A 16,546-nucleotide genomic window follows, 5' to 3' on the forward strand; every position below is an offset into this window, starting at 1 on the left:
GGATTCAATAATATTCAATTCCTTGCCGCTCCCAATTTACTACAATCATTTTGAGAAACAATCACTTATGTTTTCCTGAACCGTCCAAGCACTTCAAGGGTTTGTGAGATGTTTACAAAAGCATTCGGATCAATCATTCTGATGGCATGTTTTGTTTCATTCAATTCGAATCTAGTAATGACAGTTGTAAGGACTTTTTTTGGTTTATGTGAGTAGGCACCTTCAGCATTATGTACTGTAATTCCTCTTAGATGTAAATGGATAAGGGCGTCTATTAATTCGTCTCCCTTCTCAGTAACAATTCTTAAGGTTAATTTGTTTTGGGTTGTATATACCATATCGACTGCACGACCAGCTACATAGATAGTGATCATGGTATATAAAGTGATAGTCCATCCAAATATAAAACCAGAAGCACAAACTACAAATAAATTCATACATGCACTCAAAAATCCTACCTGCATATTCTTTTTTTGAGAAAGAATCAGACTAACTATATCCGTCCCACCTGTTGAACCACCATGCTTGATGATCATACCGACAGAAGTTCCATAAAGAGCGCCTCCTATAATAGAAGAGAGTAAGATATCATTGCTTATTGCATGGATAGGTATTATTTTTAAACTTAAAGATAGAACAGCAACTGAATAGATAGTAAATAGGATAAATCTTTTTCCAAGATTTTTAATACCCAATAGGAATAAAGGAATATTAATAATGAAAACAATCCAACCAGTATTTACATGTAAAAAATGATGAATCATAAATGCAATTCCGGTAACTCCACCGGATGCCAATTTATGAGGGATAAGAAAAGTGTTATAGGCAAATCCAAAAAGTATGGAGCATAAACCGATTAAGATGACTTGATATATTAATCGAAACAACATAAACACCTCTAAAAGTTTCTATTAAAGTTAGTATGGATAATTTACGTTTTTATAATTATAAAAATATCTATTAGCATAATTAGTATAAAAAGAAATAATTGATATAAGCAGCTTAAACTGAAGGAGAGGGGAAATTGGATTTCTTTAAAAAGATTTAGAGGGGATTTATTACATAAAGCAAGTATTCCAGTGATAATACAACTAATCTTACCTATTAAACATATAAAAAAATGAAAAAGGTTTGAAATAATCTTAGTTAGATCAAACCTTTTTCTTTATTAAGAGCATTTATTATATTCTAGTTATGAACAAACTGTTGAATAGAAAACATTAAACAAAAGCTGGCATTTATTAGTTTTAATTATTTATTATTTTTATCTTTATTAATGTTATTAATATTTATATCATCAATTTTATCAACTTTATGTTTTACCCCATAACCTTTATTTACTGTTAAAACAAAAGCACCGAATACAACAAAGATTATGATTCCACCTATAACATATACAGCTGTCATTGACATAAAATTACCTCCAAGTTTATTTTAATGCTCCAGATAATTAATCATTTATATCGTATTAGGCATATCCCCAAACCATACAGAGTAAGGTACCGAATACGGTAACTAGTGCGATTGATAATGCGTAAAAGATATTTGTATAAATAGCTCCTTTTTCTCTTGTTTCACCTGCATGCATAAACACTACTAATTGAAGACTCGCTTGTAAAAATGCTGTTACAAGCAATATTGTCATCCCAACTGCAAATGACAAGTTAAAGAAGTAAACTACAAGTGCAATGCCAGTAAGTATCATTGAAAAAGCAAAACCTTTAACTTGCTTAAGCGGAAATAATTCTTTCATGTTACATCAATCCTTTCAGATAAACAAAGCTAAAAATGAAGATCCATACAACATCTAAGAAATGCCAATAGAGTGAAAAGATAAATGTTTTATTAGCAATTTCTGGAGTGATTCCTCTTTTTCGAATTTGTAACATGATAAATAATCCCCAAAAAAATCCAAGTATTACATGGGCTCCATGTGTACCTAAAGTTGTTAATAGAATCGCTGTAAATGCGCTTGTTTGTAATCCTGCACCCATATGCATATAATGTGCGAATTCTGATATCTCAAAACTTACAAATACTAAACCAAGAATCAGTGTGATTGCAAGAAATGAGATTACTGCTTTTTTTCGACCAATACGCATCGCATGAATTGCTAATCCTATAACAAAGCTACTCGCTAATAAAACAAACGTTTCAATTAATACAGGTGTAATTTCAAAAATGTCTGCCCCTGTAGGACCATGTCCAGTACGATTAACTAATGTGAAATAAGAGGCAAAAAGAGTTCCGAAAAGCATGATTTCTGCACCTAAAAAGATCCAAAAACCTAATATATTTATTTGATTTTGCTCTGTACTATATTCTAAAGGGAGTGATTTTATTAATTTCATCGTTTAAGCACCTCTATATTCATTTTCGTTTTCTTTAATTGTTTCTACTGGAATATAGTGGCCCTTATCAATTTCAAAGGAACGAAGACCCATACAAACAAATATTGCTATTGCAGAGACAATTACTGGAATCCACATTGAAAAGACAAATGAGAATCCAAAAACAAATAGAATGCAGCCCATGATAAAAGGTGCGCCACTATTATTCGGCATATGAATTTTATCAATATGCCCTTTAAAAATAGGTATTCCTAATTTCTTCGCATCCCAAAATGCTTCAATTGAATGTACTTCAGGCGTAATGGCGAAATTATAAGAAGGAACTGGACTATGAGTAGCCCATTCTAAAGTACGAGCATCCCATGGGTCTGAGCTAATTTTTCTAGATGCATAACGAACACTATAATAAATGTTATACACTAGTAAGATAAAACCGATCGCCAATCCGATTGCTCCAATAAAGGATAATAAATTTAATGGACCAAATCCTGTAGACTCTGAATAAGTATACATACGACGAGCTTGCCCATTTAATCCTGTAAAGAACATTGGGAAAAATGTTACGTTAAAGCTAATTGCGATAAACCAAAATGCCCATTTTCCAATTCTTTCATTTAACATAAAACCAAACATTTTAGGCCACCAGTAGGTAAGTCCAGCAATCATGGCAAAAACGACACCAGGAATGATCGTGTAATGGAAATGGGCTACTAAAAACATCGTATTATGGTATTGATAATCAGCAGCAGACATTCCTAGCATCACACCAGTAACCCCACCAATCGTAAAGATCGGAATGAAGCCTACAGAATATAACATAGGAACGGTAAAAACGATTTTTCCTCTCCAAAGTGTAAACAGCCAATTAAAGATTTTTATTCCAGTTGGAATGGCAATTGCCATTGTTGTAATCGAGAATATACTATTCGTTAATGCACCTTGACCCATTGTAAAGAAGTGATGAGTCCAAACTAAGAATGATAGAAACGAGATAATTAACATGGAATAGACCATTGATTTGTATCCGTATAAGTTTCGACGTGCAAATGTGGAGATGATCTCACTATAGACACCAAAAGCAGGTAAAACTAGGATGTATACTTCTGGGTGTCCCCAAATCCAAAAAAGATTTGCCCAAAGCATGTCCATCCCACCATTTGTCGTTGTAAAGAAATTTGTACCGAATAGTCTGTCCATAGTACCCATCAAAAGTGCCACTGTTAAAACAGGAAATGCAAATATTACAATCACATTTGTAGTTAGAGCAGACCAAGTAAAAATCGGCATTTTAAAGAGTGTAATACCCGGTGCTCTCATTTTTAAAATCGTTGTGACAAAATTAATTCCAGAAAGTAAAGTACCAAGTCCAGCAATTTGCAGTGCAATCATATAGTAGTTTGTACCAACGGATTTACTTAGTTCATTACCAGCTAGTGGGAAATATGATGTCCATCCTGCATCTGGAGAGCCACCAATTACAAATGAGATATTTAATAACATCGCCCCCATAAAAAACAACCAAAAGCTTAGTGCATTTAAACGTGGGAATGCTACATCACGTGCACCAATTTGAAGCGGTACAACAAAGTTCATAAGAGCATAGATAAATGGCATTGCCATAAAAATAATCATGACAAGGCCATGAGTCGTAAATATTTCGTTATAATGCTGTGCATCTAATAGCGTATTTTCGGGAACGGCCGTCTGAGCCCGCATCAAAATGGCATCGACACCACCACGGAAAAGCATTAGCAAAGCAGATAGTAGATACATTATCCCAATTCGTTTATGATCAACAGTTGTTAACCATTCTCTCCATAAATAACCCCATTTTTTGAAATAGGTTAAACCAGCTACAATAGCAATTACAGTTACCCCAATAGCGATCATCGATGCATAAATAGCAGGATTTGGATGTGGAATCGCAAATCGATTGAAAAATTCCATAATATATGAACTCCTTTAACTACATTTAAATTTGAAAATGACCGAAAGATTAATCACTAGAGTGTTTTGAATGCATATCCATTTCAGAGTCCATTTCATTTTCACTAGAGTGATGTTTATGACCTCCTTCATTTGGAGGTAAGTACTCCAAATGAGTTCCAGTAAACGTTAATTCACTAAGGTGACCTGGTTTTAACAACAGTGTGAACTTTTCTTTCGTTAGAGGTGAAGCTGTTTTTTTAACATCTTTGACCCATTCATTAAATTTGTTTTCAGGCACCGCTTCGACATTAAACGTATTTTCAGCAAATCCTTTACCACTGAAATTTGCATTACGTCCCATATATTCACCTGGAACATCAGCAGCTAAGTATAAAGTATTGACCATGTCTGACATCGCGTATTTTTGTCCCCCCAATTGTGGAATCCAAAAACTTGTGATTGGCCCATCTGAATATAATTTAAATTCTAGTGGTCTATTTGTAGGAATATATAAATAGTTTACGGTCTCAATATTTTCTTCAGGATAGCTGAAATGCCATTTCCAATCAGATGATGTAGCGTAAATTATTAAAGGTTTTTTATTTGCGTATCCAGTTGGGGCAGACTCTACCTTATTGTTGCTTTGTACCGAAACGATTGAAAGAAAAATAATGATCAATACTGGAATCCCGACACAAATTAATTCAACCAATACACTACCTTTAATTTTAGGAGGTTCATAATCACTACTCTGTTTAGAGGAACGATATTTAAAAAGCATATAACCTAAAATAAGGAAAACGACCAAGACAATAAATGACATAATCCAAATGGATAACATAATATCTTTAGCTTGAGTTTGAGCTTGAGGTCCTTTAGGATCTAACACCTTTACTGGCTCGCAACCAGATAACAAAATGAGAATAGAAATAAAAATAGTTTGTAAGGTCCATTTATTCTTCATGAACAAAATCCTTTTCAATTTTTATTTTCATAACGTCATTATTGAGTTAATTTGATTCACAATTGGTTAAAATATAGAGCCATAAATATTGAAAGTCAACGAAATTACAATTTCTGTCAATAAATGTTCACAATAAAAAAAAAGTGAATTTAATAGTATTTGAAGTGATTTTTGATTTCATAAATCAGGATCATCAGTTGATAATTCTGGTTTTCCTCAGAATGTCTAATTAACTAATTTTTAAAGAAATTTTGTTTTTTTGTGAAGTGGATGGGGAAACTATAGGATAATTGGATGAGTAGGAAAGTAGAGAATTAATCTATAATAGTTAAATTATTTTATTATTATTAATTCGTTAAAATAGATAACATAAGTGTTTAAAAAATAAGAATTAAAGATAAATTTTTGTAAATTGCGAGGAATATTGTCAATGGAATGGAAACCTGATCGTGAAGCGAAAAAAGCTATCTATAAACAACTTGCGGAATACATAGAAGAAGGAATCGTTAACGGTACTTTTCCACTTGATAAACCCCTTCCTTCCGAAAGGCATTTAGCAAAAGAATTTAACATTAATCGAAGCACAGTAGTTGCTGCTTATGATGAGTTGGAATCAAATGGGCTTATTGAAAGAAATAGAGGAAGCGGAACAACAATTAGTAAAGATATTTGGGGGATTACTAAGAAGCGAATACCAAGTTGGAACAGATATGTTGAGGCTGGCTCTTTTCAACCAAACTTGCCTGTAACTCAAAGAATTCGTCAAAAGACAGCAGAAGATAAGCTAATTAATTTAGCAAGTGGAGAATTGTCAGAAGATCTTTTTCCAATAAAATCATTAAGAGAAATTACTTCAACTAGATCATTTATTGGAAGTCTTGGATATGATCATCCTCAAGGTTATAAAATATTAAGAGAAACGATCGCAAAGCATGTTAAACAATATCGAAAAATTGAAACGGAATCTTCTTCAATTTTAATCACATCTGGTGCTCAACAAGCTTTATATTTAGTTGTTCAATGTTTGCTAAACCCTGGAGATTCAGTAGCTATTGAAGACCCTTCCTATGCATACAATCTACCGATTTTTAAATCAGCGGGGGTTAAGACCTATTTATTACCGGTTGATGATAATGGAGTTAACCCAGCCGACATAATCGAATTACATAAAAAACATCGAATCAGAATGATATTCTTAAATCCAACCTATCAAAATCCAACCGGTACCAATCTTAGTCTTGAACGTCGTAAGACCATATTAGATATATCTTCAGAACTTGGAATTCCTGTCATTGAAGATGATCCGTATAGTTTAACGTCTTTTAAAGGAGAAACGATCTCTACATTAAAATCACTAGATGAAAATGGAAATGTATTATATATAAGTTCATTGTCAAAGATTGTAGCTTCTGGTTTAAGAATTGGTTGGATTATTGGTCCAAAGCCTGTAATTGAGAGATTATCTGATGCTAAACAACAAATAGATTTTGGTCACTCTGGATTTACACAGTGGATTGCAAATGACTTTTTAGAAGCTAAAGATTTTCATTTGCATATTAAAAATTTAGTGAAGCAACTAGAAAAAAGAAGAAATCAAATTGTCAAAAGTCTTCAATTTTATTTAATGGATCAGGTAGAATTTACTCAGCCTCAAGGAGGAATCCATATTTGGTGCAAATTAAAAAAAGAAGTTAATGAAGTACAATTACTAGAAGAATCAATTAAAAGAGGGGTAATCTTTGCACCGGGTTCAACAATGGGGTCTAAAAAAGGTTTTGTTCGTTTTACCTTTGCAAGAGAAGACGAAGAGTCAATAGATGAAGGGATAAAAAGATTTTCTAAAGCACTAAAATCTATGTGAACTAGGAATCATGTACTAATCATGATTCCTTTTTTATTCATTTTTTAAGTGGATGGGGTAAAAAGTACCACAATGGATGGTTTAAATTTTTACAGATTTTTTATAATGAATAGGTGGAAAACAATCCACGAATTCATAACGGTTTAAGATCTATTATCGAGTGAATTGATTCACAATTATCTTTCACTTTCTAACATACTAAAAAAATGAAGTCGATATAAAGTTTCAAAATTTGTCAGATTCAATTAGAATCAGCACAGTGTTAAACACAAATTAATTGATAAGGTGGAGTAATACATGAAATATACAAATATTATTGATCACACATTATTATCGCCAGAGACTGATGATGTAGCCATTATAAAGTTATGTAATGAAGCGATGGAATTTGGATTTGCTTCGGTAGTTGTAAATCCAACTTGGGTAAAATTAGCCTCAAAACTCGTGAGACAATCTGATGTTAACGTATGTACTGTTATCGGATTTCCATTAGGTGCTAATACAATAGAAACAAAAGTATTTGAAACTAAAAATGCTATTGAAAATGGTGCTACTGAAGTAGATATGGTTATAAATATAGGTGCATTAAAAAGTGAAAATTATGATCTAGTCGAAAAAGATGTTAATGCTGTAGTGGAAGCTGCAAGTGGAAAAGCTTTAGTCAAAGTTATTATAGAAGCATGTCTTCTAACATATAAAGAAATACAATTAGCATGTGAATTATCTGTAAAAGCAGGGGCTGACTATGTAAAAACATCGACTGGCTTTTCTTTACATGGAGCAACACTTAAAGATGTTGCCTTAATGAGAGAAACCGTTGGAGAATCGGTTGGAGTAAAAGTATCTGGTGGTGTTCGCAGTATAGAGGATATAAAAGCTATGGTTGAAGCAGGGGCAACCAGAATTGGTACAAGCTCAGCTGTTCAAATTTTTACTGAAAATACTACTCTTAATTCAATTAAATATTAAATTATACTATTAAAAAATAATTTAATGTAACTAACCATGTATCGATCGCCGATTATAAGTTGTATATGTTATATGGGTGAAGAGTAGTATTAGTCTTTTAAAATAACGAGATGAAACTAAAAACAGGAAGAGTATAAAAAATTCCCGAGGAACCATCTAATAAAGTATTTTATCAATTCTTTAAAGACTGTCAATTTGACAGTCTCTTTTCAACTATTCGTTAAATCATAGAATCCTATGATTTTTAAATTGATTGGTTAAGTGGAGCAAAAAGAGTAATTAAAACTGGTTATAAAGAAAACAAGGTTGGTGAGATCCATAGATGAAAATTTTGATAGTAGAAGATGATAAAATAATCGCCGCAGGACTCGAGTACTCGCTTCAGAACGATCAATTTTCGACCATTCTTTGCTATGATGCATCATCTGCAAAAAAGATTCTGCAAGAACAAATGGCCCAAATTGATTTATGTTTATTTGATTTATCACTACCTGATGGAAGTGGTTATGATTTGTGCCGGCTAGTTAAAGCTCAAAAAGATATCCCTGTCATTTTTTTAACAGCGATTGACGATGAGGTGAATGTGGTAATGGGACTTGATATGGGGGCAGATGATTATATTACAAAGCCCTTGCGTATACGTGAACTCATTTCCAGGATTTAGACTGTTCTAAGACGCTATCAAAAGCAGGCATTAAAAGTAAATATAGAAATCAAAAACATTTTGATTAATACTCTTGAGGGAAAAGTGTATAAAAACGGAGAAGAAATTCTATTAACAGCCATGGAGTACCGTCTATTTCTTATTTTTGCTAATCACATCGGACAGGTTCTATCTAGAAATCAGCTTTTAAAGCAGATGTGGGATGTAGCTGGGGACTTTGTCAATGATAATACTTTAACAGTGTATATTAAGCGATTGAGGGAAAAAGTGGAGGATACACCGCAAAATCCTGAACGTTGAGAAAATAAATGGTATTGTGATTGACAGGTGCATCAGTAAGAATCCAAAATCACATAAGATTACTGAAATGAAGACTATTTATAAAAAGCCAGGTCAAAGATTAAATCTAGTCTATACAGATTCTGATTCAGGCAAAGAAACTGCATTAACCAATGTGACCATTGCGAATTTGACTGATCAGTTTCCAATAGGTGTATCGTCGGTAGGACTAGGAGGATTAAATTTAATTGTCTCTGAACCTGTAATGAATAAACTTATTTCGCTTAATCCCAATGGTGAAGTCAACTTATATTATTACTTAAAAAGCAAGGACCCAATGAAAACGCAGCAGGATATTGAGAATATGAAATCCAGTAAAATGCAGGTTAATAATCGATTTCAAACCAAACAACAGCAAGAACAGCTGCTCATGCTGTTGACGATTTTTACGTATGGATTTATTACACTCATTACCCTGATTTCCGTTGCCAATATTTTTAATACAATCTCTACATCTGTCTCACTACGAAAACGGGAATTTGCCATGCTGAAGTCTGTGGGTATGACACCAAAAGGCTTTAATAAAATGATTCATTACGAAAGCATCTTTTATGGGATCAAGTCCTTGCTTATTGGTCTTCCTATTAGCATTGTTATCATGTATTTGATTCATCTTGCTATGATGAATACCTTTAGTTATAATTTTACACTCCCATGGATGTATATCTTCTATTGCTTTACTACTGTGTTTATCATTGTAAGTTCTACAATGCTATTCTCTAGTGCAAAGATAAAGAAAGAAAATATTATTGATGCATTAAAGCAGGAAAGTATATAGCATTATAGATGGAGTATCTTTTTAATAATCGAGAATCCGTTTATTTGCAAGTTGTAATGTATTTTAAGCAACAAATTGCGAATAATCTATTAGAAGCCGGACAAGAAATACCATCTAGGCGAGTACTAGCTGCCCAATTTAATATTAATCCTAAAACGGTACAGAAAGCGTACAAAGAATTGGAGCAGCAGGGATTGATCACAACGGAAAAGAATTCCCCTAGTAAAATTACTACGGATATAAATTTTATAAATGGTATTAGATATGAATTAATTATGGAATTAGTAAATGAATTAATAGATTCCATTAAGATTATAAATGTACCTTTAGATGATTTACTTGAAACAGTTAAGCAAAATTACGAAGAGAAACAATATTAATAGAAAAATTTATCTTCTGTTGTGAAAGATTGTAACTACTCTATAGTGCGATTGAAGGTTTATGGAGGCCCTGCAAATATAGATGGTTCTAAGATTTAAACTTCAAATAATTTGCAAGTAATTTAAAAATATCTTAGAGCAAATTTCCAGGAAGATTCAAACCAAATTAAGGAGACATAAAAATGAGAGCAGTCGTAGTAAATCAACCCGGAGGTCCAGAACAATTACAATTTCAGGATTTTCCTTTACCAAAGCTACAAATAGGAGATCTATTAGTAAAAGTAAAGGCATCTGCGATAAATAGATCAGATATTATTGCTAGGGAAGGTCAGTCTAATTACCTGGCCACACCTATTCTAGGAATTGAAGTATCCGGAGAGGTTGTTGAAGTAGCTTCTGGGACAAATATCGAAGTTGGAACCCGAGTAATGGGGTTGGTTAACGGTGGTGGATATGCTGAATATGTTGTAATGCCAGCCGATAGAGCAATGAAGATTCCAGAAAATCTTTCTTTTGAAGAAGCTGCAGCCACTCCAGAGGTATTCTTAACAGCTTATCAAACTCTGTTTTGGTTAGGTGAATTGACTGATCAAGATACTGTATTGATCCATGCAGGAGGAAGTGGTGTAGGTACTGCAGCAATACAATTAGCAAAACAAATGACTCAAGCAAAAGTCATTACCACAGCTGGTTCACAAGATAAATTAGGTTTTTGCCGTTCATTAGGAGCAGATGTTTGCATCAATTATAAAGAACAATCATTTGAAGAAGAAGCATTAATAGCTACAAATAACCAAGGTGTAGATTTGATTCTAGATTTTATTGGGGCATCCTATTGGGAGAGAAATCTAAAGAGTTTAAAAACCGATGGGCGTTGGATCATGATAGGTATTTTAGGTGGGTCTGAAGTTAACAAAGTGAATTTAATGGAACTTCTTCAAAAGAGAGTTCAATTAAAAGCTACGCTATTAACTCCTAGAAGCGATGAGTATAAAAAAGAATTAACAAAAGAATTTGTTCAAAACGCAATGCCGTTATTCATTCAAAACAAAATAAAAGCTATTGTTGACCAAGTATTCCAATTTGAAGATATACAAAATGCTCATAAACATATGGAAGCAAATAAGAACTTAGGTAAAATCATTTTACGTGTAAACTAATAGATGACAAATGTACCTAAATACCAAGATATGATATGGACCAGATTTCTGGTCCATATTTTTGTTTAGCATACATGGAAATTGATGACTGTAGAGAAGAATTAAATCGATGGACACTTTCTAGTACCGGAAGTTCCTATTATTTAAGGATAATGATAGTTAAATGAAGTTGGCAGCTTGCTCGAATATGGGGGTTGACTTTTTGTGCTTCCTTTTACAACTAGAATAGTGAGTTTTTCTTTACAATTCTGATTAGTATGTTACTTCGTTAATAGGGAAATCTAACTAATATTTATAGGATTGTAAAATTGACGCTTGTTAAGCAAGAAGTAAAGACGAAGTAATTAAAACGAATGTAGCAAAAATAAGGGAGATTAGCGACTGGAGGCGAATTGAAATTTAAGAGTTCAAGTATAGTAATAAAACTTCAAAATGGAAGGGTATCAAAATACATGACTAATACAATGATTAAAGAAAAAAATGATCTAAAAAAAAACAATGAAGAACAGTCTAATTTTAAAACACCTATTGTTTATGATACACAGAATTTATCTCTTTGGTATGGTCAAGATAAAGCGTTAAAAGATATCAATTTAAGTATTTATGAAAATGAAGTGACAGCAATAATCGGACCTAGTGGTTGTGGTAAATCCACCTATTTAAAAACGTTAAATAGAATGGTTGAATTAGTACCAACAGTTAGAACTGAGGGTATTATTTTATATCGTGATCAAAATATTTTTGATAAAAATTATCCCGTTGAAGAATTACGAACCCATGTTGGTATGGTATTTCAAAAACCAAACGTCTTTCCTAAATCGATTTGGGAAAATGTAGCTTATGGACCAAAAATTCAAGGTATTAAAGATAAAAAAGAGTTAAATCAAATAGTTGAAAAAAGTTTAAAGGGTGCTGCGATTTGGGAAGAGGTGAAGGATCGTATCCATGAAAATGCTTTTGGTCTTTCAGGAGGTCAGCAACAACGATTATGTATAGCACGATGTTTAGCAATTGAACCAGATGTTATTTTAATGGATGAGCCCACATCTGCATTAGATCCTATATCTACGTTAAAAGTGGAAGAGCTTATACATAATTTGAAAAAAGAATTCAGTATTATTATCGTTACTCACAATATGCAACAAGCTGCTCGTGTATCTGATCGAACTGCGTTTTTCTTAAGTGGTGAAGTAGTTGAATACTCTGATACGAATAAATTATTTTCTACACCAAAAGATAAACGTACAGAGGATTATATCACTGGACGTTTCGGTTAATAGAAGGATTAGGAGGTGATTATTTATGAGACATAAATTTGAAGAAGATTTAAGAACCTTGCAAGAGTTAATCATCGAATTAGCTGAGAAAACAAAAAAGGCTGTAATTAAAAGTATGGCTGCATTTCGAGCTGAAGATATTGAAAAAGCTTTAGAAGTAATTGATGAAGATGATCGTATTAATAAACTAGAAGAAGAGATAAATGAATTAATCGTTGTAATCATTACTAGACAACAACCCGTAGCCGTAGACTTAAGAAGGAATTTAACAGCTATAAAAATTTCACATGACCTTGAACGAGTTGCCGATTATGCTGTAAATATTGCGAAATCGACGATTAGGATACGTGATCGACAAGAAAATTTACCATTAGAAAATATTGAAAAAATGCATGAACTAGGAATTGATATGTTATCAAGAGCAGTGGATGCTTATCGCTCAGAGGATTTACATGCGGCTAAAGAAATTGCTGAAATCGATGATCAAGTAGATGATTTATATGGAGAAACTGTTAAATTTTTAATGAATAGTATCGCGGATTCACCTGATCACGTTACAAATTTAATGCAAATGGCATTTATTTGCAGATATCTAGAAAGAATTGCAGACTATGCTACAAATATTGCTGAGAATATTTATTATCTTGTAAAAGGTAAACATTATTTTTTAAACCAATAAAGTTTGAAACTGTAAAAATTTAAAAAATAAAAGAATCTAAAGTGAATGAATCTACATTGAATAGCAGTTTTTATTTGACACAAACTATTTTTTGTAAATATAAAGTGCAACACTTTGAAAGTTAACTAATTGCTTTTTGGAGGTATGTTATGAAACGTAATATTAAACTGATATTTTCATTTTTATTAGTAGCAGTCATTTTAGTAGGATGTAACACTCAAAAAAATACGAATAAAAAGAATCAAACTGGTGGCGGAAAATTAAGTGGTACAATTACAGCGGCTGGTTCAACTGCTTTGCAACCTTTAGCTGAGGAAGCTGCTACAGAATTCATGAGTAATAATCCAAGTGTTTCGATTACTATTCAAGGTGGAGGAAGTGGAACTGGAGTGAACCAAGTAACTTCTGGGGCAGTTCAAATTGGAAATTCTGATGTACCAGCTGCTGAAAAACTTAGTGATCCAGCACTTGCAAAAGATTTAGTTGAAACAAAAGTTGCAGGTATCGGTTATTCAATTATTGTTAATAAAGATGTTACTGTTACTTCATTAACGCTAAAACAAATTCAAGATATCTTTTCAGGGGCAGTTACAAATTGGAAAAATGTTGGAGGCAAAGACGAGAAAATAAATGTGATTAATCGTCCAGCTGCTTCTGGAACAAGAGCAGCTTTTGAAAAAACAGTTATGAGTGGTGTGAAAATAAACGATTCAGTGGGTACAGTTCAAGATTCAAATGGAGCTGTAGAGCAAGCAATTAATAGTACTCCTGGGACAATTTCATATCTAGCAAATTCATATCTAGTTGGAGATAAGAAGAATGCATTAACAATTGTTCAAATTGATGGAAATGATTCTTCAATTGATAATATAACAAATGGAAAATATCCATTTTACTCATACGAGTACATGATTACAAAAGGCGATTTAAAAGACCCTGTAAAAAGTTATTTAGATTTTGTTAAAGGCGATGATTTTTCAGCGAAAGTTGAAGAAATGGGTTATATACCAATGACTAAAATGGGTAATTTAAAATAATGATCTAACTCTAAAGGGTGTTCTATTTCAAATTAAGTTTGATTAGGCACCCTTTATTAGCACTTATATTATTATTAGGAGTTATTTATGAAAATAAGAAAAAAAAATTATTTTGCAAATGAATACTTAGGAAGAACATTAGTAACCTTTTGCGGTATTTTAATGGTACTTACCACGATTTTGATTATTATTTTTATTGTAGGTAAAGGAATACAATCATTTACTCAGAGTAATATTTCATTATTTGAAATGCTATTTTCTCCTAATTGGAGCCCAAATGACGCACAAAATCCTAGGTTTGGAGCATTAAAATTTATTACTGGTTCAATCGTAGTATCAATTGGGGCAGTTATTATTGCAGCACCAATTGCAATCGCCTTAGCTATTTTTATGAATTATATTTCACCGATTTTTGGAGATAAAATATTAAAACCTGTTTTAGAAATACTAGTCGGTATTCCTTCAGTTGTCTACGGATTTCTGGGGGTAACAATTCTAGTTCCGATTATTCGGAATCATATTGGTGGAGTTGGTTTTAGTTTAATTGCCGGAATAATAGTATTGAGTATTATGATTCTTCCAACAATTGCAAGTATAGCATCAGATGCTATTAGAGCAGTTCCAAAAGATTATTTAGAGGCTTCTTATGGATTAGGTTCTACCCGATGGCAAGCAATTACTAAGGCTATTGTTCCTGCTGCTATCACTAATGTATTGACTGGTGTAGTACTAGGTTTAGCTAGAGCTTTTGGTGAAGCTTTAGCAGTTCAGATGGTTATTGGTAATACTCTTCAATTCCCTAAAAGCATCTTTGATCCCACTGTCACATTAACTGGTATATTAACAATGGATATGGCGAATACGATGAATGGAACCCCATGGAACAATGCGTTATGGTCATTGGCGATGATTTTACTACTCATTTCATTTTTCTTTATTTTAATTATTCGATTAATTGGTAAAAGATAGGGGGACAAGATTAATGAATGCTCGAAGTATTGATAAATTATGGACAATCATTCTCTATATCGTTTCATATTTAATTGTTTTACTACTTATTTATCTACTATGGGAAATCATTTCATTTGGTTGGGGATTTTGGGACCCAAACTTTTTATTTGGAAGACCAAGTAATACGCAAGCCGGGGGAGGCATTGGTCCTCAATTATTTAATTCATTTTATATTTTAGTATTAACATTGGCTATTTCTATACCTCTTGGATTAGGATCAGGTATTTATTTGGCAGAATATGCAAAGCCAGGGAAATTTCTAACTTTTGTGAGACTTTGTATAGAAACTTTAGCTTCTTTACCATCAATTGTAGTTGGCTTATTCGGATTACTTGTATTTGTTACAATGACTGGTTGGGGCTATTCTTTAATTGGAGGTTCTTTAGCAATTACAATATTAAATTTACCAAGTCTTACCCGTGTATCAGAAACAGCACTACTAGATGTTCCGAAAAATATTAAAGAAGGTAGTTTTGGGTTAGGGGCTACAAAATGGCAAACAATCGTTAAAATTAGTATTCCAACAGCAATTCCACAACTCATTACTGGAATTATTCTATCCGCAGGCAGAATATTTGGAGAAGCAGCAGCGCTAATCTATACAGCAGGATTAACAACTCCAGTTTTAAATTCGATTGCTCCAATTAATAGTCAAATGAATCCATTTAATATTTTTCGTCCTGCAGAAACATTAGCAGTTCATATTTGGAAATTGAATTCTGAAGGTATTGTTCCAGACGCTCACGAAATTGCTGCAAAGTCGGCTGCAGTGTTGATCGTTATGGTACTATTATTTAATTTATTAGCTCGATTAATTGCTAATTTTATTCATAGAAGATACACAGGTACTAATAGAAAAGTGAAAGTAAAAGAAATTATGTGATTTTGGTCCAATTGTCATGCTCTTCACCACGCATTCTCGTGAATCATCAATTATTAAAAAAGTGTATGGAAATTTAAATAAAAATAGCTGTACATTACTTTGTGATAATAATGATCAAATTGAAATTTGAGAACAAATGGTAAAAAATAATTATTTACCGTTCGTTCTCAATATGTTTAAATATATAAGTAAGGAGCTAATGCTTTTATGTGTAACCAAATTATATTTATAATTTCAATATTTATAGAAATACAGAATAACAAA

16 protein-coding genes and 1 pseudogene are annotated in these 16,546 nt (G+C 32.6%); 11 read left to right on the top strand and 6 right to left on the bottom strand.

Annotation, left to right across the window (positions count from 1 at the left end; genetic code table 11):
* Positions 1 to 65: 65 nt before the first annotated feature.
* The 6 genes from BM319_RS03095 to qoxA all read right to left on the bottom strand — a co-directional run bounded on the left by BM319_RS03095 (position 66) and on the right by qoxA (position 5,244).
* Entirely contained in the window at positions 66 to 890 is an 825-nt protein-coding gene (locus BM319_RS03095; RefSeq protein ID WP_029715274.1) for a YitT family protein, read from the bottom strand.
* 361 nt (positions 891 to 1,251) lie between these two features.
* The gene (gene ytzI / locus BM319_RS03100; protein WP_094030738.1) at positions 1,252 to 1,413 is read right to left on the bottom strand and encodes a YtzI protein; all 162 of its coding nucleotides are present in this window, start codon (positions 1,411 to 1,413) and stop codon (positions 1,252 to 1,254) included.
* A gap of 55 nt (positions 1,414 to 1,468) precedes the next feature.
* Entirely contained in the window at positions 1,469 to 1,753 is a 285-nt protein-coding gene (gene qoxD / locus BM319_RS03105; RefSeq protein WP_025568480.1) for a cytochrome aa3 quinol oxidase subunit IV, read from the bottom strand.
* Between the two features lies 1 nt (position 1,754).
* Positions 1,755 to 2,351 (bottom strand): cytochrome aa3 quinol oxidase subunit III, encoded by a 597-nt coding sequence (qoxC, locus tag BM319_RS03110; protein WP_025568481.1) that lies wholly within the window; start codon positions 2,349 to 2,351, stop codon positions 1,755 to 1,757.
* A gap of 3 nt (positions 2,352 to 2,354) precedes the next feature.
* Positions 2,355 to 4,298 (bottom strand): cytochrome aa3 quinol oxidase subunit I, encoded by a 1,944-nt coding sequence (gene qoxB / locus BM319_RS03115; RefSeq protein ID WP_025568482.1) that lies wholly within the window; start codon positions 4,296 to 4,298, stop codon positions 2,355 to 2,357.
* Between the two features lie 49 nt (positions 4,299 to 4,347).
* On the bottom strand, positions 4,348 to 5,244 hold the full coding sequence (gene qoxA, locus BM319_RS03120; RefSeq protein ID WP_025568483.1) for a cytochrome aa3 quinol oxidase subunit II: 897 nt from the start codon (positions 5,242 to 5,244) through the stop codon (positions 4,348 to 4,350).
* Between the two features lie 430 nt (positions 5,245 to 5,674).
* On the opposite strand from qoxA, the gene pdxR reads away from it, so the two are divergent.
* The 11 genes and pseudogenes from pdxR (at position 5,675) to pstA (ending at position 16,282) form a co-directional block, all read left to right on the top strand.
* A complete protein-coding gene (pdxR, locus tag BM319_RS03125) occupies positions 5,675 to 7,105 on the top strand; it encodes a MocR-like pyridoxine biosynthesis transcription factor PdxR (RefSeq protein ID WP_025568484.1) in 1,431 nt (476 codons plus the stop codon).
* A 297-nt stretch (positions 7,106 to 7,402) separates the two neighbouring features.
* Positions 7,403 to 8,074: a deoxyribose-phosphate aldolase gene (gene deoC / locus BM319_RS03130; protein ID WP_025568485.1), complete on the top strand. Its 672-nt coding sequence runs from the start codon at positions 7,403 to 7,405 to the stop codon at positions 8,072 to 8,074.
* Between the two features lie 322 nt (positions 8,075 to 8,396).
* A pseudogene (locus BM319_RS03135) lies at positions 8,397 to 9,038 on the top strand (response regulator transcription factor).
* 67 nt (positions 9,039 to 9,105) lie between these two features.
* Positions 9,106 to 9,855, top strand: coding sequence for an ABC transporter permease (locus tag BM319_RS03140; protein ID WP_025568486.1), 750 nt, complete (start codon positions 9,106 to 9,108; stop codon positions 9,853 to 9,855).
* An 8-nt stretch (positions 9,856 to 9,863) separates the two neighbouring features.
* Positions 9,864 to 10,235 carry a GntR family transcriptional regulator gene (locus BM319_RS03145; RefSeq protein WP_025568487.1) on the top strand — a complete coding sequence of 124 codons (372 nt, stop codon included), beginning with the start codon at positions 9,864 to 9,866 and terminating at the stop codon, positions 10,233 to 10,235.
* A 182-nt stretch (positions 10,236 to 10,417) separates the two neighbouring features.
* Positions 10,418 to 11,395, top strand: a complete 978-nt coding sequence (locus BM319_RS03150) for an NAD(P)H-quinone oxidoreductase (RefSeq protein WP_025568488.1) — start codon at positions 10,418 to 10,420, stop codon at positions 11,393 to 11,395.
* Between the two features lie 452 nt (positions 11,396 to 11,847).
* Positions 11,848 to 12,672: a phosphate ABC transporter ATP-binding protein PstB gene (pstB, locus tag BM319_RS03155; protein ID WP_139226500.1), complete on the top strand. Its 825-nt coding sequence runs from the start codon at positions 11,848 to 11,850 to the stop codon at positions 12,670 to 12,672.
* A 25-nt stretch (positions 12,673 to 12,697) separates the two neighbouring features.
* Positions 12,698 to 13,351 carry a phosphate signaling complex protein PhoU gene (phoU, locus tag BM319_RS03160; protein WP_025568489.1) on the top strand — a complete coding sequence of 218 codons (654 nt, stop codon included), beginning with the start codon at positions 12,698 to 12,700 and terminating at the stop codon, positions 13,349 to 13,351.
* Positions 13,352 to 13,500: 149 nt separating this feature from the next.
* A complete protein-coding gene (locus BM319_RS03165; protein WP_091021281.1) occupies positions 13,501 to 14,388 on the top strand; it encodes a phosphate ABC transporter substrate-binding protein PstS family protein in 888 nt (295 codons plus the stop codon).
* A gap of 87 nt (positions 14,389 to 14,475) precedes the next feature.
* Positions 14,476 to 15,357, top strand: a complete 882-nt coding sequence (gene pstC / locus BM319_RS03170) for a phosphate ABC transporter permease subunit PstC (RefSeq protein ID WP_069033076.1) — start codon at positions 14,476 to 14,478, stop codon at positions 15,355 to 15,357.
* 13 nt (positions 15,358 to 15,370) lie between these two features.
* Complete coding sequence (gene pstA / locus BM319_RS03175; RefSeq protein WP_091021282.1) at positions 15,371 to 16,282, top strand: phosphate ABC transporter permease PstA; 912 nt, start codon at positions 15,371 to 15,373, stop codon at positions 16,280 to 16,282.
* The last annotated feature ends 264 nt before the right edge of the window (positions 16,283 to 16,546 follow it).

The sequence above is a fragment of the Bacillus sp. UNCCL81 genome (genome assembly GCF_900112535.1).
Lineage (GTDB): Bacteria > Bacillota > Bacilli > Bacillales > Bacillaceae_G > Gottfriedia > Gottfriedia luciferensis_B.